At 71.1% G+C, this 26,909-nt stretch carries 21 protein-coding genes; 4 read left to right on the forward strand and 17 right to left on the reverse strand.

What is annotated here, in order from left to right:
- From ispH to IEX89_RS03365, 10 genes are all read right to left on the reverse strand, one after another.
- Positions 1-948, reverse strand: coding sequence for a 4-hydroxy-3-methylbut-2-enyl diphosphate reductase (gene ispH, locus IEX89_RS03320; protein WP_188909570.1), 948 nt, complete (start codon positions 946-948; stop codon positions 1-3).
- A complete protein-coding gene (locus IEX89_RS03325; protein WP_188909572.1) occupies positions 945-2,252 on the reverse strand; it encodes a hydroxysqualene dehydroxylase in 1,308 nt (435 codons plus the stop codon). The genes ispH and IEX89_RS03325 overlap by 4 nt, the downstream gene beginning before the upstream one ends.
- The gene (locus tag IEX89_RS03330) at positions 2,249-3,946 is read right to left on the reverse strand and encodes a squalene/phytoene synthase family protein (protein WP_188909574.1); all 1,698 of its coding nucleotides are present in this window, start codon (positions 3,944-3,946) and stop codon (positions 2,249-2,251) included. Before IEX89_RS03330 ends, IEX89_RS03325 begins: the two co-directional genes overlap by 4 nt.
- A gap of 4 nt (positions 3,947-3,950) precedes the next feature.
- Positions 3,951-5,069, reverse strand: a complete 1,119-nt coding sequence (locus IEX89_RS03335) for a glycosyltransferase family 2 protein (RefSeq protein ID WP_244645076.1) — start codon at positions 5,067-5,069, stop codon at positions 3,951-3,953.
- The gene (locus IEX89_RS03340) at positions 5,066-5,926 is read right to left on the reverse strand and encodes a lysophospholipid acyltransferase family protein (RefSeq protein ID WP_244645077.1); all 861 of its coding nucleotides are present in this window, start codon (positions 5,924-5,926) and stop codon (positions 5,066-5,068) included. The genes IEX89_RS03335 and IEX89_RS03340 overlap by 4 nt, the downstream gene beginning before the upstream one ends.
- 202 nt (positions 5,927-6,128) lie before the next feature.
- Entirely contained in the window at positions 6,129-7,664 is a 1,536-nt protein-coding gene (locus IEX89_RS03345; protein ID WP_244645078.1) for a phytoene desaturase family protein, read from the reverse strand.
- Between the two features lie 48 nt (positions 7,665-7,712).
- A complete protein-coding gene (locus tag IEX89_RS03350) occupies positions 7,713-8,192 on the reverse strand; it encodes a DUF2141 domain-containing protein (RefSeq protein ID WP_244645079.1) in 480 nt (159 codons plus the stop codon).
- Between the two features lie 17 nt (positions 8,193-8,209).
- The gene (gene crtI / locus IEX89_RS03355; RefSeq protein ID WP_188910059.1) at positions 8,210-9,757 is read right to left on the reverse strand and encodes a phytoene desaturase family protein; all 1,548 of its coding nucleotides are present in this window, start codon (positions 9,755-9,757) and stop codon (positions 8,210-8,212) included.
- Positions 9,758-9,935: 178 nt separating this feature from the next.
- A complete protein-coding gene (locus tag IEX89_RS03360) occupies positions 9,936-10,949 on the reverse strand; it encodes an alpha/beta fold hydrolase (RefSeq protein ID WP_188909580.1) in 1,014 nt (337 codons plus the stop codon).
- A 118-nt stretch (positions 10,950-11,067) separates the two neighbouring features.
- Positions 11,068-12,762 (reverse strand): alkaline phosphatase family protein, encoded by a 1,695-nt coding sequence (locus IEX89_RS03365; protein WP_188909582.1) that lies wholly within the window; start codon positions 12,760-12,762, stop codon positions 11,068-11,070.
- A 163-nt stretch (positions 12,763-12,925) separates the two neighbouring features.
- Here IEX89_RS03365 and IEX89_RS03370 point away from each other — a divergent pair, with 163 nt between their 5' ends.
- Both IEX89_RS03370 and IEX89_RS03375 read left to right on the forward strand, forming a co-directional pair.
- On the forward strand, positions 12,926-13,606 hold the full coding sequence (locus IEX89_RS03370; protein ID WP_210317575.1) for a 3-oxoacid CoA-transferase subunit A: 681 nt from the start codon (positions 12,926-12,928) through the stop codon (positions 13,604-13,606).
- An 11-nt stretch (positions 13,607-13,617) separates the two neighbouring features.
- Positions 13,618-14,256 carry a 3-oxoacid CoA-transferase subunit B gene (locus IEX89_RS03375; protein ID WP_188909586.1) on the forward strand — a complete coding sequence of 213 codons (639 nt, stop codon included), beginning with the start codon at positions 13,618-13,620 and terminating at the stop codon, positions 14,254-14,256.
- A 10-nt stretch (positions 14,257-14,266) separates the two neighbouring features.
- Here IEX89_RS03375 and IEX89_RS03380 read toward each other — a convergent pair whose 3' ends face one another.
- Together IEX89_RS03380 and IEX89_RS03385 are read right to left on the reverse strand one after the other, a co-directional pair.
- Entirely contained in the window at positions 14,267-14,659 is a 393-nt protein-coding gene (locus IEX89_RS03380; protein ID WP_188909588.1) for a PIN domain-containing protein, read from the reverse strand.
- Entirely contained in the window at positions 14,656-14,889 is a 234-nt protein-coding gene (locus tag IEX89_RS03385; protein WP_308423806.1) for an AbrB/MazE/SpoVT family DNA-binding domain-containing protein, read from the reverse strand. Before IEX89_RS03385 ends, IEX89_RS03380 begins: the two co-directional genes overlap by 4 nt.
- 183 nt (positions 14,890-15,072) lie before the next feature.
- On the opposite strand from IEX89_RS03385, the gene IEX89_RS03390 reads away from it, so the two are divergent.
- Positions 15,073-16,116, forward strand: coding sequence for a GMP reductase (locus IEX89_RS03390; protein ID WP_188909590.1), 1,044 nt, complete (start codon positions 15,073-15,075; stop codon positions 16,114-16,116).
- Between the two features lie 52 nt (positions 16,117-16,168).
- Here the strand turns inward: IEX89_RS03390 and IEX89_RS03395 are convergent, their stop codons facing one another.
- The 4 genes from IEX89_RS03395 to IEX89_RS03410 form a co-directional block, all read right to left on the reverse strand.
- Positions 16,169-17,272 (reverse strand): ABC transporter ATP-binding protein, encoded by a 1,104-nt coding sequence (locus IEX89_RS03395; protein ID WP_188909592.1) that lies wholly within the window; start codon positions 17,270-17,272, stop codon positions 16,169-16,171.
- 135 nt (positions 17,273-17,407) lie between these two features.
- Positions 17,408-18,238 (reverse strand): carbohydrate ABC transporter permease, encoded by an 831-nt coding sequence (locus tag IEX89_RS03400; protein ID WP_188909594.1) that lies wholly within the window; start codon positions 18,236-18,238, stop codon positions 17,408-17,410.
- Positions 18,235-19,167 (reverse strand): carbohydrate ABC transporter permease, encoded by a 933-nt coding sequence (locus tag IEX89_RS03405; RefSeq protein WP_188909596.1) that lies wholly within the window; start codon positions 19,165-19,167, stop codon positions 18,235-18,237. Before IEX89_RS03405 ends, IEX89_RS03400 begins: the two co-directional genes overlap by 4 nt.
- Before the next feature lie 162 nt (positions 19,168-19,329).
- A complete protein-coding gene (locus tag IEX89_RS03410; protein WP_188909598.1) occupies positions 19,330-20,607 on the reverse strand; it encodes an ABC transporter substrate-binding protein in 1,278 nt (425 codons plus the stop codon).
- 295 nt (positions 20,608-20,902) lie between these two features.
- On the opposite strand from IEX89_RS03410, the gene IEX89_RS03415 reads away from it, so the two are divergent.
- Positions 20,903-22,012: a substrate-binding domain-containing protein gene (locus tag IEX89_RS03415; protein WP_188909600.1), complete on the forward strand. Its 1,110-nt coding sequence runs from the start codon at positions 20,903-20,905 to the stop codon at positions 22,010-22,012.
- A 4-nt stretch (positions 22,013-22,016) separates the two neighbouring features.
- Here IEX89_RS03415 and IEX89_RS03420 read toward each other — a convergent pair whose 3' ends face one another.
- A complete protein-coding gene (locus IEX89_RS03420; RefSeq protein WP_188909602.1) occupies positions 22,017-26,816 on the reverse strand; it encodes a DUF3320 domain-containing protein in 4,800 nt (1,599 codons plus the stop codon).
- Between the last annotated feature and the right edge of the window lie 93 nt (positions 26,817-26,909).

Genomic DNA, 26,909 nt, shown 5'->3' on the forward strand with positions numbered 1-26,909 from the left:
TCAGCGCCGCGCCAGCGCGCCGAGATCGACGGGGGCGAAACGCGTGGTCTCGATCGCGGTGGTCACCTCCTCCACAGCGAGGTCGCGCCAGGCCGAGAGCCGCGCCAGCGTCTCGCGCACGAGCACCTCCGGCGCCGACGCGCCCGCGGTGAGGCCGATCGTGCCCACGCCGTCGAGGAAGCTCTCCTCGAGCTCGCGCGCCTCGGCGATCATGCGGGCCGGTCGCCCGAGCAGCGTCGCGAGCTCCTTGAGCCGCGTGGCGTTGGAGGAATTCGGCGCGCCGCACACCACGATGCGCTCCGCCCGCGAGGACAGCGCCCGCACGGCGGCCTGGCGGTTCTGGGTGGCGTAGCAGATCGTCTTCACGTCTGGCCCGACGATGGACGGAAAGCGCTGCTTGAGGACGGCGATGATCTCGCGGGTGTCGTCCACCGACAGCGTCGTCTGCGTGACGTAGGCGAGGCGCTCCGGGTCCGCGGGCGCGAGCGCCGCCGCCTCCTCGATGGAGCCGACGACGTGCACGCTCCCGTCGATGCGCCCGAGGATGCCCTCGACCTCGGCATGGCCGACATGCCCGATGACGACGAGCGCCCTCCCCTCGGCCGCGTGCCTGCGCCCTTCGAGATGGACGCGGCGCACCAGCGGGCAGGTGGCGTCGACGACGTCGAGCCCGCGCTCCGACGCCTGGCGCTCCACCGCGCGGGAGACGCCGTGGGCGGAGAAGATGGTGACGGCGCCGTCGGGGATCTCCGCCACCTCATCCACGAAGACGACGCCCTTCGCCGCGAGCTCGGAGACGACGCGGCCGTTGTGCACGATCTCGTGGCGGACGTAGACCGGGCGATCGGTCCCCGCGCGGGCCGCCTCCACCGCGTCGATGGCGCGCTCGACGCCCGCGCAGAAGCCGCGGGGGGCGGCGAGAAGGACGGTGAGCGGCGGCTTCGTCATGGGGCGCTTCCGCGCATATCCGCAGCGGCCCGGCCGGCGCGCGCCGATGCTCTGGCGGGCGGGCGAAGTCCTCGCAGAAGATCGCGCGCGGCGTCCTCGCCGGAGATCACGGCGGCCTCGATCGTGGCCGGCAGCGGCGTGAGCCAGTCCCCCGCCAGCCGCAGGTTGGCGAAAGGCAGGCGCGGGCGCGGCGTCTCGAAGCCGGCGGCCTGGCGTATGGTCGCTCGCTTCTCCTTCACCACGCGGTGCTCCCCCGGCTCCCCGATCGCGACGCCCGCCTCCCGCAGCGCGGGGGCGACCTCGTCCCAGATACGGGCGGAAAGCGCCTCCGGATCGTCCGCCACCGACGAACCCGCAGCCGAGACGGTCACCGAGACATGGTCGGCGCGCGCCAGCGCCCAATGGGAGAGCGCGTGCCGCAAGCCAACGAAGCGCGGACGCGCGGGGCCGGCGACGCGGAAATGCGCGTTCACGATCGGCTCGTAGGCGTCGGGAACCGCGATGCCGGAAAAGAGCCGCGCGATCTCGGCGGGGGGCAGCGCGAGGATCACCGCGTCGCCCGCGCCGAGCGGGATCGTGCGATCCGCCATGACGAGCCCGCTCGCGCGCCCGTCGCGCCCGTCGAGGGCGCGCAGCCGCGAGCCGGTGGCGATCCGCGCGCCGCCGCGTGCGAGCGCGTCGAGGGCGGGCGCGACGAGATCCGGCCCGAGCCCGCGCTCCGCCACGTAGAGCCGCGCGCCACCCGGGCGCAGGACGCGGCGCATGGCGCGGCCGAGGCGTCGCGCCGAGGCGATCTCGATGGGCGTGTTGAGCACCGCGACCGTGAGCGGCTCGACGAAGCTCTCCGCGATGGCGCGGCCCGCGAACAGCGCGCCGATCGGCGTGTCCGGCAGCGGCGCGACGAGGCGCGCGAGGCGTGGCAGGTCGGCGAAGCCGAGCCCGTCCGGGCGCAGGTCCGGCTTCAGCCAAGCGAGCGGGTGGAGCCCCACGCGCCCGAGCCGCCTCGTCGCGGCGTCGTAGACCGGCAGGCCGTCGGGCTCCGGCTCGATCCAGCCGCCTCGCGCGCCGATGCTCTCCAGGAGCGCGAGGGCGCGCGGGTTGGCGCCCAGAAGCGCATGCGTGCCGTTGTCGTGGGTGAAGCCACCCTCGTCGCCGCCCTTGGGCGAGACGGTCCGGCAGCGCCCGCCCGCCTGCGGGGCGGCCTCGTGGAGATGGACCTCCGCGCCGGCCCGCATCCCCGCGAGCGCGGCGGCGAGGCCGGCGACGCCCGCGCCGACGACGTGGAGGCGCGCGCGCTCGCTCATCCGCCTCCCCCGGCGGGGCGCATCCCTCCCCCGGCGGGGCGCATGACGGAAAGCAGCAGGCGCGCCTTCTCGGGCTTGGTCAGGCGCATGCGCGGACCGCGCGGAGCGTCGAAGCCGCGGGCGCGGAGCTTTTCGAACAGGCGGCGATAGCCCTCCATCATCACGATGGCGGGCTTCAGCGCCCGCCGGTCGAGGTGGTCGAGCATGGCGTCGGCCTCGGCGAAGCCGGCGCGCGCCTCCTCGGCGAGCGTCTCGCAGGCCTCGGCGAACCGCGGATCGGCGACCATGCTTTGGGCAGGGCCGTCCTCGATGCCCAGCGCCGCGAGGCGCGTGAGCGGGACGTAGACGCGCTCGATCTCGGCGTCCTCGTCGACGTCCCGCAGGACGTTGACGATCTGCAGCGTGCGCCCGAGGACGAGGGCGAAGTCGTGCGCCTGCGGCGCGCCGAAGATGCGCACGGAGAGGACGCCCACCGCCCCCGCCACGCGGCGGCAATAGAGGTCGAAAGCCGCCTCGTCGGGGATGCGCACGCGCTTCTCGCCGTCGCTCTCCATGCCGTCTAGGAGCGCGTGGAATTCCGCCCGCGGCAGATCGTAGGCGAGCATCGCGCGGGCGAGCTCGCGCCCTATGGGCCCCGTGGGCGAGCCGGGCAGCGCGTCGATCTCGCGCCGCCAGGCGTCGAGGAAGGCGCGCTTCTCGGAGAGCGGCGCGGCGCCGTCGGCGATGTCGTCGATGACACGGCAGAAGGCGTAGAGCGCGTAGTTCGCCCGCCGCCGCGGCGCCGCCTGCGCCGCCATGCCGAGCTTGAAGGACGAGCCCGAGACGGACACGATCCGCTGCACCACCGCCGGGTCGCTCGATCTCCCGCGGCGCGCCAGAGCCGCCGGAACGCCTGCGAAGGCGCGGGCGAAGTCCCGCTTCCCCAGCGCGACGCGGCCGGCGATCGGGTCCTGCGCCCGCAGCCGCGCGAGATGGCGCCGCGCCAGAGCGAGCGTCACCGCGCTCTCGGCGGCCAGGCGGCGCGAGCGCACGCGCTCGGGCAGGCTCGCGGCGCGCGCGAGCAGGTCCTCGACACGGTCGAGGGCGGCGTCGAGGACGGGGCGACGCGCGGCGCCGTTCTCGGGCGCGAAGAAGGCGGCCTCGCCGCCGGCCTCCGCCATCCAGGGGACGGGCAGGTAGACGCGATCGAGCGCCGCGCGATCCTTAGCGAGGTCCTGGAGGTGGTTGAGGATCTGGAGCGCCGTGCACAACGCGTCCGCCGGCGCCTGCGCGCTCGCGCCTTCGCCGTGGAGACGCAGGAGGAAGCGCCCGACCGGGTCGGCGGAGCGCCGGCAATAGTCCAGGAGCTCGGCCCAATCGGCGTAGCGGCTCTTCACCGCGTCCTGGCGGAAGGCGTCGAGCAGGGTCGCCGCCTCGTCGAGGCCAGCGCCGAAGCGGCGATCCGCCGCATGGAGCGCGGCGGCCGACGGCTCGCCGGGATCGCCGGATCGCAGCGCCCGCTCCATCGCGTCGAGGCGCGCGAGCTTCGCCTCGGCACCGAGATCGGGCGAATCGGCGACGTCGTCGGCGGCCCGCACGAAGCGGTAGAAGGCGAGCACCGGCGCGCGCAGGGGCCGCGCAATCAACCGCGAGGCGACGGGGAAGCTCTCGTCCCGGTGGGTCTTCGACGGATAGGGAGCGGCGGCGGTCGTCATGCGCTCATTGTGCCGGATAGACGCGCCCCTTCCAACCGGCGCCGCTCCCACGCCCGAGCTTCAGGAGCGACGCCCATTGGATCGCGAGCCCCACCGCCACCGTCGCCGGGTGGAGCGGCACCGTCCACCAGTTCTCCCCCGTCGCGCGGGTAATCGCGGCGCGGATGCCGAGCGAGAGCGCGAGGGCGCCGAGCGCCGGCGCCATCGGCGCGAGGCCGGCCAGCGCGAGGAGGACGAGGAGCGGCGGCAGCACGTGGCCGAAGCCGAGCAGCACCGTCCACACCGGCAGCTGTCCCCAGGACGCCATGCCCTCGTGGGCGTTCTTGATGAACCCCGCCCAGGCCTGATCGAAGGTCTCGTACATGCGGCAGGTGGCGAGCTCGGAGCCGAGCACCACGTCCGTCATGCGGCCGTGATCGCGCAGGCGCCGCGCGAGCTGGATGCCGTCGTGCAGGAGATGGCGAATCGACGCGTGGCCGCCGATGGCGTCGTAGGCCTCCCGCGAGAACAGCATCGTCTGCCCGCAGGCGGCGCCGAGCCCGCGATCGGGCCGCGTGCGCATCATCGGGACGGGCAGGTAGCCGAGCATCAGGAAGTTGATCATCGGCACGGTGAGAAGCTCGCCCCAGCCCTTCATCACCTGGCGCGGGACGGCGCTGACCAGCCCGAGCCCCCGCTCCTCCTGGTAGGTCGCGAGCGAGGCGGCGGCGCGGGGCGCGAGGCGCACGTCGGCGTCGACGAAGAGGAGATGCGTGCCGCGCGCGGCGTCCGCGAGCCGCTGGCAGGCGTGGACCTTTCCGGTCCAGCCCTGCGGCAGCGGCGGCGCGGTCTCGAGCCGCACGCGGGGATCGCGCGCGGCGAGCGCACCGACGATCTCGGCCGTGCGATCGGTCGAGCCGTCGTCCATGACCACGACCTCGACCTCGACGCCCTCCGAGGCGAGCGCGCTCTCGACGCAGGCGGCGATGTTGCCCTCCTCGTTTCGCGCGGGAACAAGGACGGAGACCTGCGTCCCCGCGCTCGCCTGCCGGAAGGGCGGCGTGCGCATGGCGCCGAGATTGACGGCGCCCAGCAGAGCCGCGAGGGCGGCGAAGGCGAAGGCGAGAATGGCGATCAGCGTCACGGCCGGTCGTCTCCAGCGTCGATGGTCGGCCGGCGCCCGTGCGCGGCCTCGTAGCGCTCGCCCTTCATCGCCGCGAGCGCGCGCTTCCACAATCCGTAGATACCGCCCACACCGGCCTCGCCGGAGAGCACGGTCTCGAACCGGGCGGGATCGCGGCTCATGACGTCCGACGACAGGCGGTCGAGCACGCCCGTCAGGCGCTCTTCCAGATGGGTGCGGCGCGCCTCGCGGTCCAGGGCCAGCAGGTCCGCCCCGGTCTCCCCGTCCCCGAAGGCGACGAACGCCTCCGCCCCGCGCTGCTCCCAGAACTGGTATTCCATCGCCATCGGCACGAAGAGCGCGTGCGGCGCGATCTCGGGAAGCCGCGCCACGCCCGCCCGCAGGCCGACGGGGCGCGTGCGCACGTCCATGAAGCGCCCCTGCGCAGCGAGGAAGATCACCGCGTCGTCCCGCGAGAGGATGTCGGCGGAGGCCGCGAGGAAATGCGCCGCGCCCTTTGGGCTCTCCAGATCGATGCCGTAGGCGCCGATGCGCTTCATGAAGCCGTAGGCCTCGAGCATCTCCGCGTCGATCGGCGCGTAGGACTGGCGCTGCGGGAAGAACTTGTCCGCCGCGATCATGTAGGTGGCGGCGTCCCACCAGGCGGGATGGTTCGTGTAGAGCACCACCGGCACCCCGTCCGGCACGCGCGGCGCGCCCCAGGGGGCGAGCCGAAGCGCATTCATGTGCTTTACGAAATAGCGCCGGAAGTAGAGCGTGAAGAACTTCAGCCGGCGCGGATCGCGCAAGGCGGTGGGGCGCTCGGACGCAGGCAGGCGCGCGGCGAGGCGGGCGGCCTTGGCGCGAGGGTCAGCCATGCGCGCCCTCTCTCCTTCCCTGTAGGGGAAGGTGGATCGGCGGCGCAGCCGACGAGACGGATGGGGCACGCCGGGGGGCGTGCTCGGCGAAGCCGAACCGGGCGAGGCGCGTCCCGACCAGGACGGACCCCACCCCGCGCTCGCTTCGCGAGCTTTCCCCTCCCCTACAGGGAGGGAGAGACGCGCCGTCCTCCATCGCTCCTCACGACGCCTTGGCGAGGTCGCCGCCGCGGGCGTCCTGGTCGAGGGCGTCGGCGGCGATCCAGCCCGACATCATCACCATCGGCATGCCGGGGCCGGGATGCGCGGCGCCGCCGGCGAGGTAGAGCCCCTCGATGTCGCGCGAGCGGTTGCCCGGCTTGAACGCGCCGAGGAACTTGCCGTGGCTCGCCAGGCCGTAGATCGCGCCGTTGAGCACCTTGTAGCGATCGTGGATGTCCTGCGGCGTGAGGTGGCGCTCCACCACGATCCGCTCCTCGATGTCGGGCATGCCACCGGTGCGCTTGAGCTTGTCGATGATCTTCTCGCGATAGGGCGCGAACATCTTCGACCAGTCGTGATGCGGGCGCAGGTAGGGCGTGTGGACCAGGACGTAGAGCGCCTCGCCGCCCTCCGGCGCCACCGACGGGTCCGTCGCGGCCGGCGCCGCGAGATAGGCGGTCGGGTCCGGCGCGGGCTCGCCCTTGTCGTAGATCCAGTGGAACTCCTCCTCCGGATCGCGCGAGAAGACGAAGTCGTGGTGCGCCAGGTGATCGTAGCGCTTGTTCAGGCCGAGATAGAGAACCACGCCCGAGCAGGCGGGCTCGAAGCCCTTCTTGTCGTAGCGCCGGCCGACGTCGCCGCCGACGAGCTCGCGATAGGTGCGGATCGAATCCATGTTGGAGACGACCTTCTCGAAGCGCTCCGTCTCGCCGGACGCGGTCTTCACCCCGGCGATGCGCTTGCCCTGGAGCTCGAGCCCGACGATGTCGGTCGAGGGGCGCAAGCTGGCGCCGAGGTCTGTCGCGAGCTTGGCGAGACCCTCGGCGACCGCGCGGGTGCCGCCCATCGGATACCAGACGCCCTCGGCCACCTGCATGTGGGCGATCGAGCACAGCACCGCCGGCGCTCCGTAGGGATTCGAGCCCACGTATTGCGTGAAGTGGTCGAGCATCTGCGAGAGCCGCTCGTCCTTCACGTGCGAGCGGATGGTGCCCGCGACGGAGGCGCCCATGCGCAGCGCCATGACGTCGCGCAGCGTGTTGGGATCGAAGTTCTTCTTGACGTTGATCGTGTCGAACAGGTCCTCCACCGGCTTCCAGAAGAAGAACCGCTCGGAAATCTCGTGCAGGTTCTTCGACTTGGCGATGAAGCGCTCGTAGCCCTCGCCGGCGCCGACACCCGGCGCGAAGGCGTTCATGTCCGCCTTCATCTGCTCCACGCTCTCGCACAGGTCGAAATGCGTCCCGTCCTCGAAGAAGCAGCGCCATTGCGGGTCGAGCCGCACGAGATCCATGTACTCGGACACCTGCTTGCCGGCCTCGGCGAAGATGCGGTGGAGCACGCGCGGCACGGTGAGGATCGTCGGGCCCATGTCGAAGCGGAAGCCGTCCTCGTGCAGCACCGCCGCCTTGCCGCCCACCCACGCGTTCTTGTCGAAGAGCGTCACCTCGTGGCCCCGCGCCGCGAGCACGCAGGCGCTCGCGAGACCGCCGAGCCCCCCGCCGATCACCGCCACCTTCTTGGAAGACCCACTCACGTCACGCTCCTGTCGTTGTCGCATCCGTCGCTCGTAGGGGGACGACGTTCACTGGTTCTGGCGCTGGATCGCCCGCTCCACCGCATCCCGGTCGTCGAGCGGGAGCCTGTCGAGGCGCACCGCCACGCTCCCGCCCGAGGGCGGCAGGTCGAAGGCGGCGCCGCGGAAGGTCGGCGGGCCGTAGCGGCCCACGTCGTTGGAGAAGCCGTAGGGCTCGCTCGGCAATTGCCACACGAGGATCGGCTGCATGTCGAGGGAACCGTTGGCGTTGACGTCCTGGTAGGCCGCCACCGCCCAGCGCCCCGGCTGCACGCCCTCGAAGCGGAAGGTCACGTCCCCGCCGCTGGCCCGCTGGAACTTGCCGATCGGGCAGGTGTCGCGGTCGAGATCGCGGTCGCACAGCCCCACGAACACGGGCCCAGCGCCGGCGGCCACGCCGCTGACGCGCACCTCGAGCGTCGCCGCCGTCGAGGCGACGGCGCCCGTCGCGAGGAGGAGCGCAGCGAGCGAGAGTGTCCGAATCTGCACGGGATGTCCTTTCGCCATCAGGCGCCGGCCGGCGCCGTGGCCGCCCGGCGGAAGAGGGAGCGCCCCGGCCGCGCCCGCGCGGCGGCGAGATCGTCGAGGACGAGCTTGGTCGTGATGCGCGCGCCCTCGTAGATCACGGGCAGGCCCGATCCGGGATGGGTCCCGCCGCCGACGAGGTAGACGCCTTTGCCGAAGCGGTTGTGGGGGCGGAAGTAGAGCATCTGGCCGAGATCGTGGGCGAGGTTGAAGGTCGCCCCCTCGTTCACGGCGTACTCGTCCTCCCAGCCCGACGGCGTGATCATCCGCTCGTAGCGGATGCGGCTCTCGATATCGGTCAGCCCCAGCACCTTCAGCCGGTCCAACACCTTGGCCCGGAAGGCCGGCGCCTCGCGCGCCCAGTCGGTGCCCGAGCGCAGGTTCGGCACCGGCACGAGGACGTAGAGGCTCGAATGACCGGCGGGCGCCATGGTCGGGTCCGTGCGCGCCGCGTGCTGGACGTAGAAGGACGGCTTCGTGGGAAGCCGGCAGGAGGAGATCTCCTCGATGTTGTTCTTGTAGTCGTCCGACAGCAGGATCGTGTGGTGCTCGAGGTCGCCCAGATCGCCCTCCAGGCCGAGATAGAGCATGAAGGTCGAGCAGGAGATGCGCGCCCGGTCGAGCTTCTTGTCGGGCCAGCGCGGGCGATGCGCCTCGGGAATGAGCCGGCGCGCCGCGTGAGCGAAGTCGCCGTTGACGACGACGGCGTCCGCCGCCTTGCGCTCGCCGTTCACGAGAACGCCGACCGCCTTGTCGCCCTCGTAGAGGATCTCGTCGACGGGCGTGTCGAGCGCGATGGTCACGCCCATCTTCTCGCAGAGCTTCGCCATGGCTTCCGAGACCGCGCCGCAGCCGCCCATCGGGTGGAAGACGCCGTGCTCGTATTCGAGGAAGGAGAGGATCGTGAACAGGCTCGGGCACTGGAAGGGCGACATGCCCAGATATTTCGTCTGGAACGAGAAGGCGAGCCGGACGCGCGGGTCCTTGAAATAGCGCCTGAGATCGCCGTCGACGCTGGAGAAGGGCCGCATCATCGGCAGCGCCTGCAGCATCGAGGGCGCGATCACGTCGAGCGGGCTGCCGAAGGGCTGCTCCAGGATCGGGCGGAAGAGCTCGAGCTTCTTGCGGTTCTCCTCCATGAAGCGCGCGACGTTGCGCGCATCGTCCGGAGCGATGGTCGCGATCTCGGCGGCCATGCGGGCGATGTCGGGCGTGGCCTTGATGTCGCCGCCGCCCTCGAAGACGACGTGGTATTGCGGATCGAGCCGCACGAGGTCGACGTGGTCCGCCAGCCGCTCGCCGCAGGCCTCGAAGATCTCCGCCAGGATGCGCGGATAGAGGAAGAAGGTCGGCCCGATGTCGAACTTGTAGCCGCCGGGCGCCGTCACCGTGCGGGTACGCCCGCCCACGACGCCGTCCTTCTCGTAGATCGTGACGTGCGCGCCCTGCTTGGCGAGGAGGAGCGCCGCGGCGAGCCCGCCCGGGCCCGCGCCGACGATCGCGATGCGCGCGCCCTTCGCCTCTTCCATGCCCGCGGACGCGTCACGCACGTCGGCGAGCTCCGCCGCCGCGTTCTCGCCGTGCCCGAACTCGGACGTCAGACCCTCCGGGTACCTCATCGTTGCTCCTACCCCCGACGCTACGCCGATCGACTGTGCGGTCTTTTCGCCGGCACCTCAACACTTACGCTGCGACGCACGCGTGGGATCACTCCGCCGCGCGCCGTGGCCTCCCCTCGTCCGGTGCCCGGCCCTCGGCGCGGGAAGCGACGGAATCGATGGCGGCGACGATGTCGTCGTGAGCGAAATAGTGGATCATGTGGCCCAGACCAGGGAGGAAGGCGACGCTCGCCCCCTCGATCTCCGCGGCGAGACGTCCCGTATGGAGCGAACCGTCGATCGCCGCGTCCTGCGATCCGTGCAGGAGCGCCACGGGCACGGCGCAGGACGCGTAATCCTCCGCGAGATCCTCGGCGGACGCGCTCATCGCCGCGAGCTCGGCGGAGGCCGCGCGCATCTGCTCGGGGCGCTCGGCATAGGCGAACGGGTAGTCGCGCAGCATGCGCTCGGGAATCGGACGGGGGTGGAAGAGCCGCGGGTAGAGCTTTGGCGCCATGCGCCGCATGGTCTGCACGCCGAGCGTCCAGCGCAGGGCGGGCCCGATCACGGGGGCGGCCGGCAGGCCCATCAGCGCGACGTCCCCGCGCTCCTGGGGATAGTAGTACCCGGACATCAGCACCGCACCGGCGACGTCCGCCCGCGGATCGAGCGCCATGGCGAGCGAGGCGAGCGCGCCCCAGGAATGCCCGACGACGAGCGGACGTTCGACGCCGATCGTATCGAGGAAGCGCGACAGCAGCACCGCCTGATCCTGAGGCGTGTAGGAGCGTCCGGACGGCCGCGTCGAATGGCCGTAGCCGGGCCTGTCGGGCACGATGCAGCGATAGCGTGTCGCACAGGCGTCGACGAGGCCCGAGACGAGGAGGTCCTCCAGGCACGCGCCGTTGCCGTGGACGAAGAGAATCGGCGGGGCGTCGAGGGGGCCGCGCTCCACGTAATGCAGCCGCACGCCGTCGACCTCGACGAAGCGGCCGATCGGCGGATGCATCTCGCTGGTGACGCGCCGCGCGTGGATCCAGGAATAGAGCGCGGCTCCGCCCGCGGCGAGCGCGAGCGCCCCGAGGGCTGCGCCCGCGATGCGGGACGGGTCCGTCTCGGCCATGGGTGCGATGTCTCCGGTGATGGTCCGCCGACGCGGGACCGCGGCGACGTGAGAGGGTACGCGACAACCATCCGCGAAGCCCATCCGTTCCTGCCGAGCCTCGCGGCTCGCGAGCCCGTCACGGCGCGTTCACGGGTGCCGCGGCGTGCTCCGCCCCCTCGCCGCCGGCCTGCCACCCGCGCAGCAGCGCCGGGCGCAGCGCGTCGATGCGCGGCAGGGCCACGTCGCCGAGCGCGGGTGCCGGCGGCGGCGCGATCCCGGCCGCGAAGCCGAGCGCCTCCAGGGGCTCGAGAAGGGCCGCATCGGGTGCGAGGACGTGGACCGGGACGGCGCGCGAGGCGTCCTCCCCCGTGATCAGGGGCGCGGGCTGATGATCGCCCATGACGATGACGATCGTGCCCGGGTCGACGCGCTCCGCCACGAAGGCCGCGACGGCGTCGAGCGAATGCGCGATGGAGCGGGCGTATTGTACGCGAACCGCGTCGGGATCGCGCCAGACCTCGCGGGGCGCGGGGGCGTCGTCGGTCCAGCGCCGGTAGATTTCGCCGTCGCCGAGCGCGTCCCAGGGCACCACCTCGGGCACCGGCAGCCAGGGCGCGTGGCTCGAGATCAACCCCGCGACCGCGAAGACGGGCGGGCGCGCGCCACCGTCGAGCTCGGCCCGCGCCAGGTGGTCCAGCGCGAACTGATCGGGCACGATGCCCCAATAGAAGTGCGGGCCCGCATAGCCCATGTCCTTCGCCTCGTAGGTCGCGTCGTAGCCGAGCAGCTGGCCCTCGGGCCAGGGCATGGTGATCGCCGGCATGGATTGCACGGTGCGATAGCCGGCGCGGGCGAAGTCGTCGACGAGGGTGCGCGGGTCCTCCGCGAGGAAGAGCGCGTAGAGCGTCTGGTCGTCGATGAAGCGGCCCGACGACACGCTCGCATGGTTGAGCCAGGACTGCCCGCCCGCGGACGCCGCGACCATGCGCCCGGAGCGCATTGCGAGGCCCGCCTCCCGCGCCGCCTCGCCGAGGCCCACGAGCGCGGGCGCGACGACCCGCTCGTAGGCCGGCGCGTCGAGGGCGGTCACGCCGTAGCTCTCGACGAAGATCAGGAGGACGTCGCGCCCGTCGAGCGCGCGGAACAGAGCCGAGTCCGCGATGCCGTCGGCGGAATCCTCGGCGAGCTTTTCGCGGAAGACCGCACGGCGCGCGAGCGCGACCGACACGCCCTCCACCTGCTGCGATATGGCGAGGCTCGCGGAGGCGCCCACCGGCCGCCAGCCGGGAAGGCCCTCGAGGAAGGCCTTCTGGCCGGCGAAGACGAGGAGCGCGCCCGCGCCGAGGCCCATCATCGCGCGCCGCGGGACGGGCTGCGCGAAGAAGCCGGCGAGCCGCGACAAGCCGAAGGCGAAGAGCACGTGCAGCGCGACGAGCGCGACGATCAGCGCGGCGACGGCGCCCCACGCCCGAAGCGGCCCGAGCAGCGTGCGCGCGACGTCCATCGTCGCCGGCAGGAGCGAGACGTCGAGGAAGAGGTTGAGCGGGCGGTCGACGACGGAGCGGGCGAGGAAGTCGCCGAGCCGCACCGCGACGAGGAGGACGAGGAGCGCCGCGAGGGCGTGGATCACGGCCCGCGGCACCCGACGAAACCGCGCCTGGACGAGTGCGAGGACGGCGAGCACCGCCCCCACCTCCAGCGAAAAGCCGAGATGGAAGGCTCCCAGCAGCGCATCCGCGAAGGGCGGCAGGTTGACCGCGAGGCTCGCGGCGAACCAGGCTGCGGCGAGAAGCGCGGCCGCGCCGAGCGGCGATGTGGAGATCCGCCCCATCCCGTTCCTCCCGCCCCCGGATGCCTCGCGTCTTCGCGTCTTCTACGGGGTAGAGGGGTAATCGGATGGGAGCAAGGGTGGGTCCACCATCGGGCTTTGCCCCGGCGCTGAAATTCGCTATGCGAACATCCGTGCGCGTGAATTGGGAGGCGAGACCCTCATGATCGACAAGATCGTCCCGACGCTGGAGGCGGCGGTGGCGGGCATTCCGGACGGGGCGACGGTTCTCGTCGGCGGGTTCGGCACGGCCGGCATGCCCTTCGCGCTCATCGACGCGCTGATCGCGCAGGGTGCGGGCGATCTCACGATCGTCTCCAACAACGCGGGCAACGCCGATACCGGCCTCGCCGCGCTCCTGGCTACGGGGCGGGTGCGCAAGGTGATCTGCTCCTTTCCCCGCCAGCACGACAGCTGGGTGTTCGACGGCCTCTACCGCTCGGGCGAGATCGAGCTCGAGGTCGTGCCGCAGGGCAATCTCGCCGAGCGCATCCGCGCGGCCGGTGCCGGCATCGGCGCCTTCTTCACGCCGACCGGCTACGGCACGCTGCTGGCCGAGGGCAAGGAGACGCGTCGCATCGACGGGCGCGACTACGTGCTCGAATACCCGATCCACGCCGACGTCGCGCTGATCAAGGCGAAGACGGCCGACCGGCACGGCAACCTCGTCTACAACAAGACGGCGCGCAATTTCGGGCCGATCATGGCGAGCGCCGCCAAGCTCTCCATCGCGCAGGTCTCGGAGGTCGTTCCGCTCGGCGCGCTGGACCCCGAGAGCGTCGTCACCCCCGGCATCTTCGTGTCGCGCGTCGTCGTCGCGCACGAAGAGACGCCCCCGTCCTGGTGAGGAGCGGCATCATGAACAAGCTCGACCGCAACGCCATGGCGGCCCGCGTCGCCCGCGACATCCCCGACGGCGCCTACGTCAATCTCGGCATCGGCCTGCCGACCCTCGTCGCCGACCATCTGCCGGAGGGGCGCGAAATCGTGCTCCACACCGAGAACGGGCTCCTCGGCATGGGCCCGCGCCCCGCGGCGGGCCAGGAGGATCCCGAGCTGATCAACGCCGGCAAGCAGCCGGTGACGACCCTGCCCGGCGCCGCCTTCTTCCACCATGCGGATTCGTTCGCGATGATGCGCGGCGGGCACCTCGACATCTGCGTACTGGGCGCCTTCGAGGTGTCGATCGCGGGCGATCTCGCCAACTGGCACACGGGCAAGCCCGACGCGATCCCGGCTGTGGGCGGCGCCATGGACCTCGCCATCGGCGCCAAGCGCGTCTTCGTGCTGATGGAGGCGCTGACCAAAGACGGCCGCCCCAAGCTCGTGCGCGAATGCGCCTACCCCCTCACCGGCAAGGCCTGCGTCTCGCGCGTCTACACCGACCTCGCCACGTTCGAGATCACGCCGGACGGCGTGCTCGCGCGGGACCTGGTGGAGGGGCTGACGCTCGGGGATCTCGAGGGGATGATGGGGGTGGAGCTGCGCGCGGGGTGAAAAGCTCGGCTCAGACGAACGGATTGCGGATCTCCAGCGTGCCGAGAACCCGTCCGTGCTGCATGTCTTCCGAGTACATCACGTCACAACCATCCTGTATCGCCGCAGCAAGAAGCAGCGAGTCATAAAACGAGAAGCCGTTAGCGCGGGCGAGCATCACTCCCAAGCGATGCGTTTCAAGTGTTATTGGCAGCGGGTCCCCGAGCATCTTCATCACGTCTTCGACAATATCGATAATCTCGTCCCAATCGAGCCCACGCTTACGTCGCAAGACATTAGATAACTCGTTCAGTACCTGCACGCTGATGCTTCCGCCGCTGAGCATTAGAGACCGAGCGGTATCGCCTTTGCGCCCCTCTCGTTGAGCATAGACGAGAATATTTGTGTCGAAGAAAGCTTTCACCGCTTGTTCGCTTCTTCACGATCGAAAATGTAATCTTCGGGCATAGTCAATCGACGTTCGGCCATACGGGTGAAAGCCGTCATGCGATCGTCCGCCTTTTGAAGCACGAGCTTTTCGCGAGTTGCCGCGACGATCTCGACTTCATCTCCCGGCTTCAGCCTCAACTCTTCAACGATAGCTTTGGGAAGACGAACACCCAAGCTATCGCCCCACTTTGAGATGCGCATCATACACCCCCTGACAGTATCATGGAAAAGATATCATGGGAGCACGCAGACGTCCACACCCGCATTGTCCCACCCCGCGGCATGCGCTAGTCTGAGCCGAAATCCGAACAGCCGCAGAGCCTGTGCGTGGGTTTCCTCCAGGAACCACGGCCGGGCGCCTGCGCGTGCGCTCACGGGAGGTCCGACATGCGCATCGAGAACGACCCGAAGCTCGACTTCAAGGACGTGCTGATCCGCCCCAAGCGCTCGACGCTGGCCTCGCGCTCCGAGGTGGACGTGACGCGTACGCTGCGCTTCATGCATACCGGGCGCACCTGGACGGGCTTTCCCCTCGTCGCCGCCAACATGGACGTGACGGGCACGATGGCGATGGCCGGCGCGTTGCATCGGCACGGCGCCATGGTCGCGCTCCACAAGCATTATCCCGCGGACGCGCTCGCCGACTTCTTCGCCGGCCCGGCCTCCGCCAACACCTTCTACTCGCTCGGAACCACCGAGGCCGACTGGGAGAAGCTCGCCGCCGTCAAGAGCCGCGCGCCGGTGCACTTCCTGTGCATCGACGTCGCCAACGGCTACACCGAGCGCTTCGTCGAGATCGTCGAGCGCGCCCGCGCCGAGAACCCGGACGCCGTGATCATGGCCGGCAACGTCGTCACCGGGGACATGACCGAGGCGCTGATCCTGGCGGGCGCCGACATCGTCAAGGTCGGCATCGGCCCGGGCTCGGTGTGCACCACGCGCAAGATGACGGGCGTCGGATACCCGCAGCTCTCCGCGGTAATCGAATGCGCGGACGCCGCGCACGGGCTCAAGGGTCTCGTCTGCGCAGACGGCGGCTGCACGGTGCCGGGCGACGTCGCCAAGGCCTACGGCGCGGGGGCGGATTTCGTGATGCTCGGCGGCATGCTCGCCGGCCACGACGAATGCGAGGGCGAGATCGTGCGCGAGAGCGTGGACGGCGTGGAGCAGCCGGCGAAGATGATCTTCTACGGCATGTCCTCGGACACGGCGATGAAGAAGTATGCCGGCGGCGTCGCCGCCTACCGCGCCTCCGAAGGCAAGACCGTGGAGGTGCCCTATCGCGGCGGCGTCGACGCGACGATGCAGGAGATCATGGGCGGCGTGCGCTCGATGATGACCTATATCGGCGCCACCAAGCTGAAGGAGGTGCCCAAGCGCACCACCTTCGTCATGGTCGGCGCCCAGCTGAACACCGTCTTCGGCGGCTGACGACGCGAGCGTGCGAGGCCCCGTCCCGCGGGGCCTCGCGTGTCGCTCGCGATCAGGCGGCCTGTGCGGCGATGATGCGCGGGACGGCCGAGCCCTTCTCGTCGAAGACGTGGCAGAGTGCACCGTCGAAGCCGAGCGTGACCTCGTCGCCCTCCTTCTGCGGCGCGTCGCCCGGGATCTTCGCCGTGACGAGGGAGCGGTCGGCCAGGCGCACGTGCAGCAGGTAGGCCTCGCCGAGCTGCTCGATGACGTCGATCTTGCCCGTCACCATGGATTCGGCGGGCTCGAGCACGATGTGCTCCGGGCGGATGCCGAGCGTGACCTTCTGACCGCTCTTCACGCGCGCCCCGTCGACCTTCGCCACCGCGCGCCCGCCGCCCGGCAGGCCCATCGTGACCGTGTCGCCGGTCGCGCTGTCGACCGTCGTCTCGATGAAGTTCATCCGCGGCGAGCCGATGAAGCCCGCGACGAAGAGGTTGCGCGGGTTGTGGTAGAGCTCGAGCGGGTGGCCGACCTGCTCGACGTTGCCGGCGTTGAGCACGACGATCTTGTCGGCCAGCGTCATCGCCTCGACCTGGTCGTGCGTGACGTAGATCATCGTCACGCCCATGTCCTTGTGGAGCTTGGCGATCTCGATGCGCATCTGGACGCGCAAAGCCGCGTCGAGGTTCGAAAGCGGCTCGTCGAAGAGGAACACCTTGGGCTCGCGCACGATGGCGCGGCCGATGGCGACGCGCTGGCGCTGGCCGCCGGAGAGGTTCTTCGGCAGCCGGTCGAGGAGCGGCGTCAGCTCCAGGATGTCGGCCGCCTGCTCCACCGCCTTGCGGATCTCCTCCTTGGAGGATTTCGCGAGCTCGAGCCCGAAGGCCATGTTCTCGTAGACGGTCATGTGCGGGTAGAGCGCGTAGGACTGGAACACCATCGAGATGCCCCGTTCCTTCGGCGAGAACGAGTTCACGCGCTTGCCGCCGATCATGAGATCGCCGTCCGAGATGTCCTCGAGCCCGGCGATCAGCCGCAGCAGCGTGGACTTGCCGCAGCCGGAGGGACCGACGAAGACGACGAACTCGCCATCCCGGATGTCGAGATCGACCGCGTGGATGATCTCCACGTTTCCGAAGCGCTTCACGACCTTCTTGAGCACGACCTCCGCCATCGCCTCGTCTCCTGTTTTCTCGGGCGCTCGGGGGCGCGCCCGTCTCGTTTCTCTACGCTACGCTCACGCGTGTTCGGCGCGAAGCGGGGTGACGCGGCGCGCAGGGCCCAGGGCCCCGCGCGCGCGAATCTCGGCTCAGCCCTTCACCGCGCCGGCGGTGAGGCCGGAGACGATGCGACGCTGGAAGATCAGGACGAGCACCACGACGGGCACGGTCACCGTGACCGAGGCGGCCATGATGTTGCCCCAGGGCAGCTCGAACTGCGTCGCGCCGGTGAGGAGCGCGATGGCGACCGGCACCGTGCGCTGCTCGGTCGAGAGCGTGAAGGTGAGCGCGAACAGGAACTCGTTCCAGGCGACGATGAAGGCGAGGAGCCCCGTCGTCACCATCGCCGGCCACATCAGCGGCAGGAAGATCCGGCTCACGACCACCCAGGGCGACGCGCCGTCGACGAAGGCGGCCTCCTCCAGCTCCTTCGGCAGCTCCCGCATGAACGTGGTGAGCACCCACACCGTGAAGGGCAGCGTCAGGATCATGTTCGAGAGGATGAGGCTCCACAGGCTGTTGTAGATGCCGAAGGCGCGCACGAGCTCGAACATGCCCGACAGCACCGCGACCTGCGGGAACATCGACACCGAGAGGATCGTCAGCAGGAGCAGCCCGCGCCCGCGGAAGGTCACCCGGCCGAGCGCGTAGGCCGCCGTCACGCCCAGGAAGAGCGATATCGCCACCACGGACACCGCCACGACGACGGAGTTGAGGATGTTGCGGCCGAAGGGCTGGCCGGTGAAGACCGAGACGTAGTTCGCGATGCTGACCGAATCCGGCCACACCGACGAGGAGAAGAGCGCTTGGCCGGAGCGCAGGCTCGAGACGATCGCGTAGTAGAACGGGAAGATCGCGAAGATCACGATCGCCACGATCAGGAGCCAGAAGCCGGCCTTGGCGTACCAGGGCGTTCTCATCGCGGATCCTCCCCGAGACGCACGCGCCCGACCATCAACGTGACGATGATGAGAAGCGCGATGATGAGGAACAGGAGGGTGGACGCGGCCGAGCCGTAGCCGACCTGCTGGAAGTCGACGAGCTGCTGTCGCGCGTAGACGGACATGGAGGCCGTGTCGCGCGAGTTCGACGTGAGCACGTAGATCAGGTCGAAGATGCGCAGCGCGTCGAGCGCGCGGAAGATGATCGCCACCATCAGCGCCGGGCGGATGAGCGGCAGCGTCACCTTGAAGAAGACCTTGATCGGGTTGATGCCGTCGACCCGCGCCGCCTCGTAGCAGTCGGACGGGAGCATCTGCAGGGCGGCGAGGATGAGGAGCGCCATGAACGGCGTCGTCTTCCACACGTCGACCATGACCACCGCCCACAGCGCCGTGTCGGGCGACGCGGTCCAGGCGACGGGCTGCGAGATGATGCCGATCCCCATGAGGATGGCGTTGAGCACGCCGAACTGGTCGTGCAGCATCCAGCCCCACATCTGGGCCGACACGATGGTCGGGATCGCCCAGGGGATCAGGATCGCGGCGCGCAGCATGCCGCGGCCGGGGAAAGCGGCGTTGAGGGTGAGCGCCACGATCATGCCGAGGATCAGCTCGAGACCCACCGAGACGACGGTGAACCAGATCGTGTTGTAGACCGCGCGCCACCAATCGGGATCGACGATGACGCCGTACCACTCGCCTTCGTAGTACTCGATGAAATTCGCGAAGCCGATGAAGTCGTAATCCGAAAGGTTCGAAAGCGTCGCGTCTGTGAAGCTGAAATAGATCGTCCGAACCAGCGGCCACCCGGCGACGAGCGCGAGCACGACCAGCATCGGCGAGAGGAACAGCCAGGCGGAGCGCACCCGTGCGCGGGTCAGCTCCGAGGATTTCGCGGACATCGCCATGAGACGGCCTTTCCGTGTCTCCCCGTTGCGCGGCGGCCTTGTTCTTGCCGCTCGAAGCGCGAGGACGCGAGACGACAGGGGGCGCAGGGCGCGCGCGCCGCCCGAGAGGTGGGCATCGGGCGGCGCGGACGTCTCACGCTCCCGGCGGGAGCGTCGCGCGGATCACCAGCCGCGGCGGCTCATGCGGTTGAGCGAGGACTCGAGGTCCGCGAGCGCCTGCTCGGCGGTGGCAGCACCGGTGAGCACGTTGTGGGAGGCCTCCCAGAATTCCGCGGACACGCGGTTGTAGCTCTCGCCGGTCGGACGCGAGGGACGCGCCACCGCGTTGACGAACGTGTCGTAGAGGTCGCCGAAGAACGGCACCGCCTCGAGCACCTCGGGGTCCTCGTAGAGGCCCGCGATCGTCGGGTTGTAGGCGCCCACGATGGCGCGGCGCTTCTGCTCCTCGTAGGAGGTCAGGTAGCGCACGAGATCCGCCGCGACCTCGGGATTGGCCGAGTAGCGCGACACCGCCAGCTGCCAGCCGCCGAGCGTGCCGGTGTTCTTGCCTTCCTCGCCGCCCTTGGGCAGCGCGACGACGCCGACATTGCCGCTGATCGGGCTGTCGGGGGCGTTGGCGAGCGCCCAGACGTAGGGCCAGTTGCGCATGAACACGGCGTTGCCGGACTGGAACACGCCGCGCGCCTCCTCCTCGGCGTAGTTCAGCACGCCCTCCGGGGAGATGTCGCCGATCCAGGTGCCGGCGAGCGCCAGCGCCTCGATGGCCTGCGGGTTGTTCACCGTGACCTCGCCCTCGGGGTTCACCACGGAGCCGCCGTTGTGCGCGTCGATCCACTCGAGTGCGTTGCAGGTCAGGCCCTCGTAGGCGCGACCCTGGAAGACGTAGCCCCAGAGCTGGTCGTTGCCCTCGGCGCGCTCCGCCTCCATGACGGCGCGGGCGGTGTCGGTCATCTCCTGCCAGGTGGTCGGCGCCTCGAAGCCGTGCTTCTCCAGGAGATCGCTGCGGTAGTAGAGCAGGCCGGCATCGGTGAACCACGGCATGGCGACGAGGCGCCCGTCGATCGTGTTGTTCTCGACGATGGCGGGGAAGTGCTCGTCCTGCTGACCGTCCATATGCTCGGCCAGATCGATGAAGTGCTCGCCCAGGATGCCGGGCCAGATCACGTCGATCTGGAAGACGTCGATGTCGGCCGCACCGGCCGCGAGCAGCTGCTGGTAGAGCGCCAGACGCTCCGTCGAGGAGTTCGGCGTCGAGACGACGGTGACCGAGTTGCCGGTCTGCTCGGCCCACGCCTCCGCGCCCTCGCGGCAGATGTCGAGCTCCTGCCCGAGCGCGCCGCAGGAGATCGAGACCGAGACGCCCTGCGCCTGGGCGCCGCCGGCGGCGAGCGCCGTGGTCAGCGCGAGCGCCGAAGCGCCGATCAGAGTGCGGAAATTCATGGCTCTACGTCCTCCCTCAGGTTTCGGTCCGCGCCACGCGGCACCGAAGGTGAAGCCGACGCTCCGTGCGCTCCGTATCCGCATCGCCGGTGGTCCCGGACCTCCCCGACGCGCGCCCGTTGCGCTTCCAAAGCGCTTTGGGAAAGGCCTAGAACGACGTAGGGCGAGCTGTCAAGGAAGCATCGCGTCATTTTCCATTTTGCACTGCAACAAGACTAGGTGACGTACCGTAACACCTTGCATGATACTTCTCAATCGCGCAAAATGCCTGTTCAAAGCGCTTTGGACAGGCGGAATGAACCTCAGAGAATTAGCCGCGCATCTAGGCCTTTCGCAGACCACGGTGTCCCGCGCGCTCAACGGCTACCCGGACGTGGCCGAAGCGACGCGACGCCAGGTCATGGATGCGGCGCGGCAATTCAACTACCGACCCAACCCTGCGGCGCGGCGTCTCGCCACGGGGCGGGCGGGCACCGTCGCCATCCTCTTCCCCGTCGAGCGCAACCTCCTCGTCGATCCGCACTTCTTCGAGCTGCTCGCCGGGCTCGCGGACATGATCGCGCGTACCGAGATGGAGCTGTCGCTGCGGGCGACGCCCCCGGACCAGGAGCTCGACAATTACAGGCGCCTCGTCAACGCGGGACGGGTCGACGGGTTCGTTCTCTCCTCCCCGACGTTGCAGGATCCGCGCATTCCCGAGCTCGCCGCGCTCGGCGCGCCCTTCGTCGTGCACGGGCGCACCGAGGTCGCCCTGCCCTACGCCTATCTCGACATCGACAACGAGGACGCGTTCGCCCGCGCGACGGCGCTCCTCCTCGATCTCGGGCACGTGGACATCGCCCTCCTCAACGGAGACCCGGCGCTCGGTTTCGCCGTCGATCGCGAGCGGGGCTTCCGGGCGGCGCTGGCGGAGCGGGGCCTCGCGCCCTTCGAAGGGCGCGTACGCAACGCGCCGATGACGGAGGAGACCGGCTATCGCAGCGCCCGCGCGCTGCTGGAGCGGCCCGAGCGGCCGACCGCGATCCTCGCGTCGAGCGTCCTGCTGGCGCTCGGCGTCTATCGCGCGGCGCGCGATCTCGGGCTCGCCATCGGGCGCGACGTCTCCGTCATCGCCCACGACGACGCCCTGCCCTACCTCAAGGCGGAGACCTTCGACCCGCCGCTCGCGACGACGCTGTCTCCCATCCGACACGCGGGCTATCGCCTGGGCGAGATGCTCATCGACCGCATCGCCGGCGTCGATCCGCAGAACCTGCAGGAAATTCTCACCTGCGATCTCGTCTTCCGCGCCTCGGTCGCGCCGCTGCGCGGCGAGGACGGTCCCCGCCGCGGCCCGACGTCCGCCGCGTCGCGCTCGCGCACGAAGGACGACCCGCGCTCGAGCGACCGCCGCCCGGCTCGTTGAGCGCTCAGGCGAGCCGCACGCCGCCGCCCTCGGCGACGACCCGCCCGGCCGCGACCTCCCGCTCGACGATCTCGCCGATGCGCGCCCGAAGGTCCGCCCCGGTCCGCTGAAAGCCGAGGAGACGCGCGCTCGCCACCACGATCTCGTCGCGGCTCATCGCGCCGTTGTCGGCGAGCGCCCGCGCGAGCGCGGCGGCGATCTCGACGGGGGCGATCATGCCCGCGGCCTTCAGCCCGGCCGGCGCCTGCGAGCGGTCGCGCAAGACGGGCGCGCGGGCCTGGTCGCGCGTCATCCAGAAGCCGTCGCTCTCCACGAGCGCGTCCTCCCCGCCGCCCTGCAGCGCGAGGGTACGCGCGACGGCGTCGACGATGCGCTGGCCGGCGCGCGAGGCACCGAAGGCGGAGGCGTAGCGCCGCGTCAGCTCCTCGGCGTGGATCGGTCCCTCGACGGCGACGATCTCGCGCAGGACGCGCAGCGCCTGCGCGTGCGTCGCCTCGTGCGGCTCGCGACCGGCCGGCGCGCGCGGGCTCGCGACGCGGTAGGGCTCGCCGATGGCGGGCGGCGGCGCGAAGGCCTCCTCCTGGATCACGCCGTCGATCTCGAGCACCGGCTTGAGCATCGGCGCACGCTCGGCCTCGGCACTCTCGAGCGCGGCGCGCAGGCGCGCGAGCTCGGCCTCGCGACGATAATACCAGTCGGTGCCCCAGATCCGGTGGAAACGCCAACCCATGCCCTCCAGGATCTCCTGGCGAAGCCGGTCGCGCTCGCGCGCCCAGAGCGCGCCGTGATAGGCCGCGCCGTCGCATTCCACGGCGAGCATCCAGCGCCCCGGCCGCGCGGGGTGGCGCACCGCGAGATCGATGCGGAAGCCCGCGTGCCCCACCTGCGGATCGGCGACGTATCCCATGGCGCCGACGGCGCGCGCGACGTCCTCCTCGAAGCCGCTCTCCGGATCGAGACCGGTGGCGGACGCCGCGTCGAGCACGCCCGTCTCGGCGAAGGCGAGGAAGCGCTTGAGCGCGTCGGGCCCGCGTCCGCGCGCCCGGCCGAGATCGATGTCGCCGCTATCGAAGGAGACGAAGACCTCGCAGCGCAGCCGCGCGCGGGTGAAGAGCACGTTGAGCCGCCGCTCGCCGCCCTCGGAGGAGACCGGCCCGAAGGCCATGGAATCGAGCGGCTCGCCGGCGCGGCGAGGGCCGTAGCCGACGCTGATGAGGATCACGTCGCGCTCGTCGCCCTGGACGTTCTCCAGGTTCTTGACGAAGAGCGCCTCCTCGCCCTCCCGCTCGGCGATGTAGGCGTCGAGCGCGGGATCGGTGCGGCGCGCCTCGTCGAGGAGGAGCGAGACGAGGTCGCGCTGGGCGGTGGAGAAGGTGACGATGCCGAGCGAACGTTCCGGCCGCTCGGCGGCGTGCCGCGCCGCCGCCTCCACGACGGCGCGGGCCTCGATGGCGTTGGTGCGCGTGCCGCCGCGATCGTAGGCGCCGGCGACGCGGATCGCGACGAGCCCCTCCTCGCCCAGCGCCGCCTCCGGCGAAGGCGGCAGCACGAGATCGTTCTGGTAGAACAGCTCGTTCGAGACTGCGATCAGCGAGGGGTGGCGCGAGCGGTAGTGCCAGCGCAGCCGCGTACGCGGAAGGCCGCGGGCCTCGCAGAGCGTGAGGATCGATTCGAGCTCCGTCGCCTTCGCGGCGCCGGCGAGCGCGCCGGCGGGCTCCTCGGCGTCGTCTTCTTCCTCCCCGTCCGCGGTGCCGGCATCCGCCATCAGCCGGTCGAAGAAGCTGGTGGGCGGCAATTGCTTGGCGTCGCCCACGACGACGACGCGCGCGCCGCGGGCGAGGACGCCGAGCGCGTCCTCCGGGCGCACCTGGCTCGCCTCGTCGATGACGACGAGGTCGAAGGCGATGCGCCCGTGCGGCAGGTATTGCGCCACCGAGAGCGGGCTCATCAGGAAGATCGGCTTGATCCGCTGCAGCGCCGAGCCCGCGCGCGCGATGAGCCGGCGCAGCGCCATGTGGCCGCGCCGCTTGCCGACCTCGCCGCGGATGACACCCATCTCGCCCTGCCCGCCGCGGGGCATCGCGGCGGCATGGCGCGCGCGGATGAGCGCCGAGACCTCGCCGCGCCGCGCATGCTCGAGGCGCACGAACTCGCGCACGAGATCGCCCCGACGCAACCCCTCCAGCGCCGCGAGGCCCGGCCGCTCGGCGAGCGCACGCCGCCACAGCGCCTCCGCGCGAGCGTGGCGCAGCTCCTCCGCCGCATGCTCCGGCGCGAGACGCCCGTCCGCGAGGCGCCGCGCGAGATCGCCCGCGCCCGCCGCGGCGAGCGCGGTCTCGGCATCCGCCATCGACCGCCATTCCGAGAACCGGCTGGTCCCGTCGCGCCATGCGCCGAGGCGCTCGGCGAGGCGCGCCGCCGGGATCGCCTCGAGGCGCGCCGCGCCGAAGGCCCGCCCGAGATCGAGGCCGAGCGTCTCGACGATCGTCGTCAGCTCGGCGAGGCTGTCGCGCACGAGCGCGTCGATCTCGCGGGAGGCGCGGGCGAGCCGCTCGTCGCCCGCGAAGCCGCGCAGGCGCGGCCAGCTCCGGGCGAGATCGGCGCCGAGGATCTTCGCCGGGCCGCGCCGCCAGGCGACCAGCGCACGCAGGCTCGCCACGTCCGTGCGCCGCCCCGCCCAGAGCGGGCCGACGACGTCGCGCGCCTCCCGCCCGATCTCGTCGAGGGTCGCGAGGCGCTGACGCAAGGCGATCAGCCGATCGACGAGAGCGAGGCGCTTGCCCGGCTCGCGCGGCATCTCGCCGACGATCCAGGTCGAAAGCTCCGCAACGGACCGGCGATAGGCGCCGCCGAGCCGCGCGAAGAACGAGCCCGCACCCCGCGCGAGCGCCGCGCGGACGTCAGCCGTGCGCGCCTCCAGCGCCGCGGGCGCGAACAGCGCGATGTCCGCCTCGATGGCCGAGATCACCTCGCCGGCTTCCGCGAGGAGCGCGTCGCAGCGCGCGAGCGCAGCCTCGGGGAGGGCGACGATGCCGTCGCGCATGTCCGGGTCGCCCGGCGCCTGCGCCAGCGCCTCGAGCGCGCGGGCGAGGCCCGTCGTCTCGCCGAGCGTCCGCGGCGCCCCGGCGCCCAGCGCGGCGGCGTACGTCCCCGCGGCCTCGATCCGCTGCGGCAAGGCCTCGGCGAGCGCGGCGCAGGAGGGGACGAGCCGGTCGAGATCCAGCGGCTGGAGCGAGAGCCGCGTCGTGCCGCGCCAGGGATGGTCGTCCGCGCGGCCGTGGCGGGCGACGAGGTCCGCCAGGATCGCCGCGCGCGCGAGCATGGCCTCGTAGGCCTCGCCGGAGAGCGTCGCGAGCGTCTCGACGGCGAGGGCCGGCGGCGGCAGGCCGAGCCCGGCGGCGCGGGCGAGATCGCCGAGGACGCGGTGCGGCGTCGTCCCGGTCTCGCCGATCGGCGCGTGCAGATCGTGCGAGGCGGCGTTGAGCGCGTCCCGCACCTCCCGAAGCCGCTTTTCGCTGCGCGAGACGTCCGGCGCCGAGACGGAGCCGTCCAGCGTCTTGCCCAGCTCCTGCGCCACGAGCCGCTTGTTCGCGGCGCGCGAGTGAAGCTCCAGGCACAGAGGGCCGAGCCCCGCGCGCTCCAGACGCGCATGCACGACCTCGAGCGCCACCATCTTCTCCGCCACGAACAGAACGGTCAGCCCGTCATGGGCGGCAGCGGCGAGGATGTTGGCGATGGTCTGCGACTTGCCGGTCCCCGGCGGCCCCTGGACGACGAGGTTCCCCTCGCGCCGTGCCGCCTCGATGGCGAGGGTCTGGGAATGGTCGGCATCGACCACGTGGAGGAGGTCCGCAGGCGCGTACCGCCGATCGAGATCGCCCGGCCGGCTCTCCGTCGGCGGCAGCGCCTCGGGGAAACCGTCGACGAGGAGGCCCTGCAGCAGGGGATGGGACAGGATCGCGCGATCGGGCCAGCTGTCCGGCTCGAGATCGTGGAACATCAAGAGCTTGGCGAAGGAGAATAAACCGAGCTCGACGCCGCGGCGATCGACGCTCCAGCGCGGCTTCGCCGCGATCGCTTCCTCGACGGCGTCGAAATAATCCGACGCAACCCATTCCTCCGCTTCGGGAATCGGCGGCAGGGAGACGCCGAGCTCGCGCAGGCGCTCCGAGAGCGGGAGATTGAGCCCGATGTCCTCCTCGCGTGCCCGCAGCTCGTAGGTCGAGCGCCGCGCGTCGCGCACCAGCGAGACCGGCACGAGCAGGAGGGGCGCCTCGCGCAGCGTCTCCGAGCGCTCTTCCTCGTACCAGCGCAGGAAGCCGATCGCGAGATAGAGGATGTTGACGCCCTGCTCCTCCTCCAGCAGGCGCGCATCGCGGAAGAAGCGCAGGAGGCGCTTCTCCAGCGGCGCGGGCCCGAGCCTGGTCTGGAGCGTGTCAAGCCGCGCCGACGCCTCGTCCGAGGCGTCGAGCTCCGCCGTGACGAAGGTCATCGGCGTGCGGAAGGCGCCTCCGCCCTCCTGAGCCTTCTCCTGCTCGCCGTCGGGCTCGGGCTCGCCGGCTGCGGCGCGCGCCGCGAGCACCGGGTCCGGCGCGAAGCGATAGGGCCGCCCCTCGCGGACGAGGCGCGAGAACAGCGCGTCCGTATCCGCGACGAAGATCGCCAGCGTCGAGGGGCGCTTCGCCGCGCGGTTGACGTGGACGAGGCGGTTGCGCGTGCCGGTCTCGATGAGCCGCGTGCGCGCCTCTGCGAGCAGCGCCTCCAGCCGCCGCCCACCCGCACGTCCGCCGATCGCGTCGTCCATCCGCTCGCCCCCTCCAGCCGGCCGCATCGCTCGCACGCGTTATCGCCACCGACGCGCGAGTGTGCAAGCGCGCGCACGCCAGTGCCGCGCACA

This window comes from Salinarimonas ramus (genome assembly GCF_014645695.1).
Lineage (GTDB): Bacteria > Pseudomonadota > Alphaproteobacteria > Rhizobiales > Beijerinckiaceae > Salinarimonas > Salinarimonas ramus.

What these genes read in the sequence shown, in the direction of transcription:
- IEX89_RS03330 (WP_188909574.1), bottom strand. Translation starts at nt 3,946, where the DNA reads ATGACGACCGCCGCCGCTCCCTATCCGTCGAAGACCCACCGGGACGAG.
- IEX89_RS03340 (WP_244645077.1), bottom strand. Translation starts at nt 5,926, where the DNA reads ATGGCTGACCCTCGCGCCAAGGCCGCCCGCCTCGCCGCGCGCCTGCCT.
- IEX89_RS03420 (WP_188909602.1), bottom strand. Translation starts at nt 26,816, where the DNA reads ATGGACGACGCGATCGGCGGACGTGCGGGTGGGCGGCGGCTGGAGGCG.
- IEX89_RS03390 (WP_188909590.1), top strand. Translation starts at nt 15,073, where the DNA reads ATGCGCATCGAGAACGACCCGAAGCTCGACTTCAAGGACGTGCTGATC.
- IEX89_RS03360 (WP_188909580.1), bottom strand. Translation starts at nt 10,949, where the DNA reads ATGGCCGAGACGGACCCGTCCCGCATCGCGGGCGCAGCCCTCGGGGCG.
- IEX89_RS03375 (WP_188909586.1), top strand. Translation starts at nt 13,618, where the DNA reads ATGAACAAGCTCGACCGCAACGCCATGGCGGCCCGCGTCGCCCGCGAC.
- IEX89_RS03410 (WP_188909598.1), bottom strand. Translation starts at nt 20,607, where the DNA reads ATGAATTTCCGCACTCTGATCGGCGCTTCGGCGCTCGCGCTGACCACG.
- IEX89_RS03405 (WP_188909596.1), bottom strand. Translation starts at nt 19,167, where the DNA reads ATGGCGATGTCCGCGAAATCCTCGGAGCTGACCCGCGCACGGGTGCGC.
- ispH (WP_188909570.1), bottom strand. Translation starts at nt 948, where the DNA reads ATGACGAAGCCGCCGCTCACCGTCCTTCTCGCCGCCCCCCGCGGCTTC.
- IEX89_RS03365 (WP_188909582.1), bottom strand. Translation starts at nt 12,762, where the DNA reads ATGGGGCGGATCTCCACATCGCCGCTCGGCGCGGCCGCGCTTCTCGCC.
- IEX89_RS03325 (WP_188909572.1), bottom strand. Translation starts at nt 2,252, where the DNA reads ATGAGCGAGCGCGCGCGCCTCCACGTCGTCGGCGCGGGCGTCGCCGGC.
- crtI (WP_188910059.1), bottom strand. Translation starts at nt 9,757, where the DNA reads ATGGAAGAGGCGAAGGGCGCGCGCATCGCGATCGTCGGCGCGGGCCCG.
- IEX89_RS03400 (WP_188909594.1), bottom strand. Translation starts at nt 18,238, where the DNA reads ATGAGAACGCCCTGGTACGCCAAGGCCGGCTTCTGGCTCCTGATCGTG.
- IEX89_RS03395 (WP_188909592.1), bottom strand. Translation starts at nt 17,272, where the DNA reads ATGGCGGAGGTCGTGCTCAAGAAGGTCGTGAAGCGCTTCGGAAACGTG.
- IEX89_RS03415 (WP_188909600.1), top strand. Translation starts at nt 20,903, where the DNA reads ATGAACCTCAGAGAATTAGCCGCGCATCTAGGCCTTTCGCAGACCACG.
- IEX89_RS03385 (WP_308423806.1), bottom strand. Translation starts at nt 14,889, where the DNA reads ATGATGCGCATCTCAAAGTGGGGCGATAGCTTGGGTGTTCGTCTTCCC.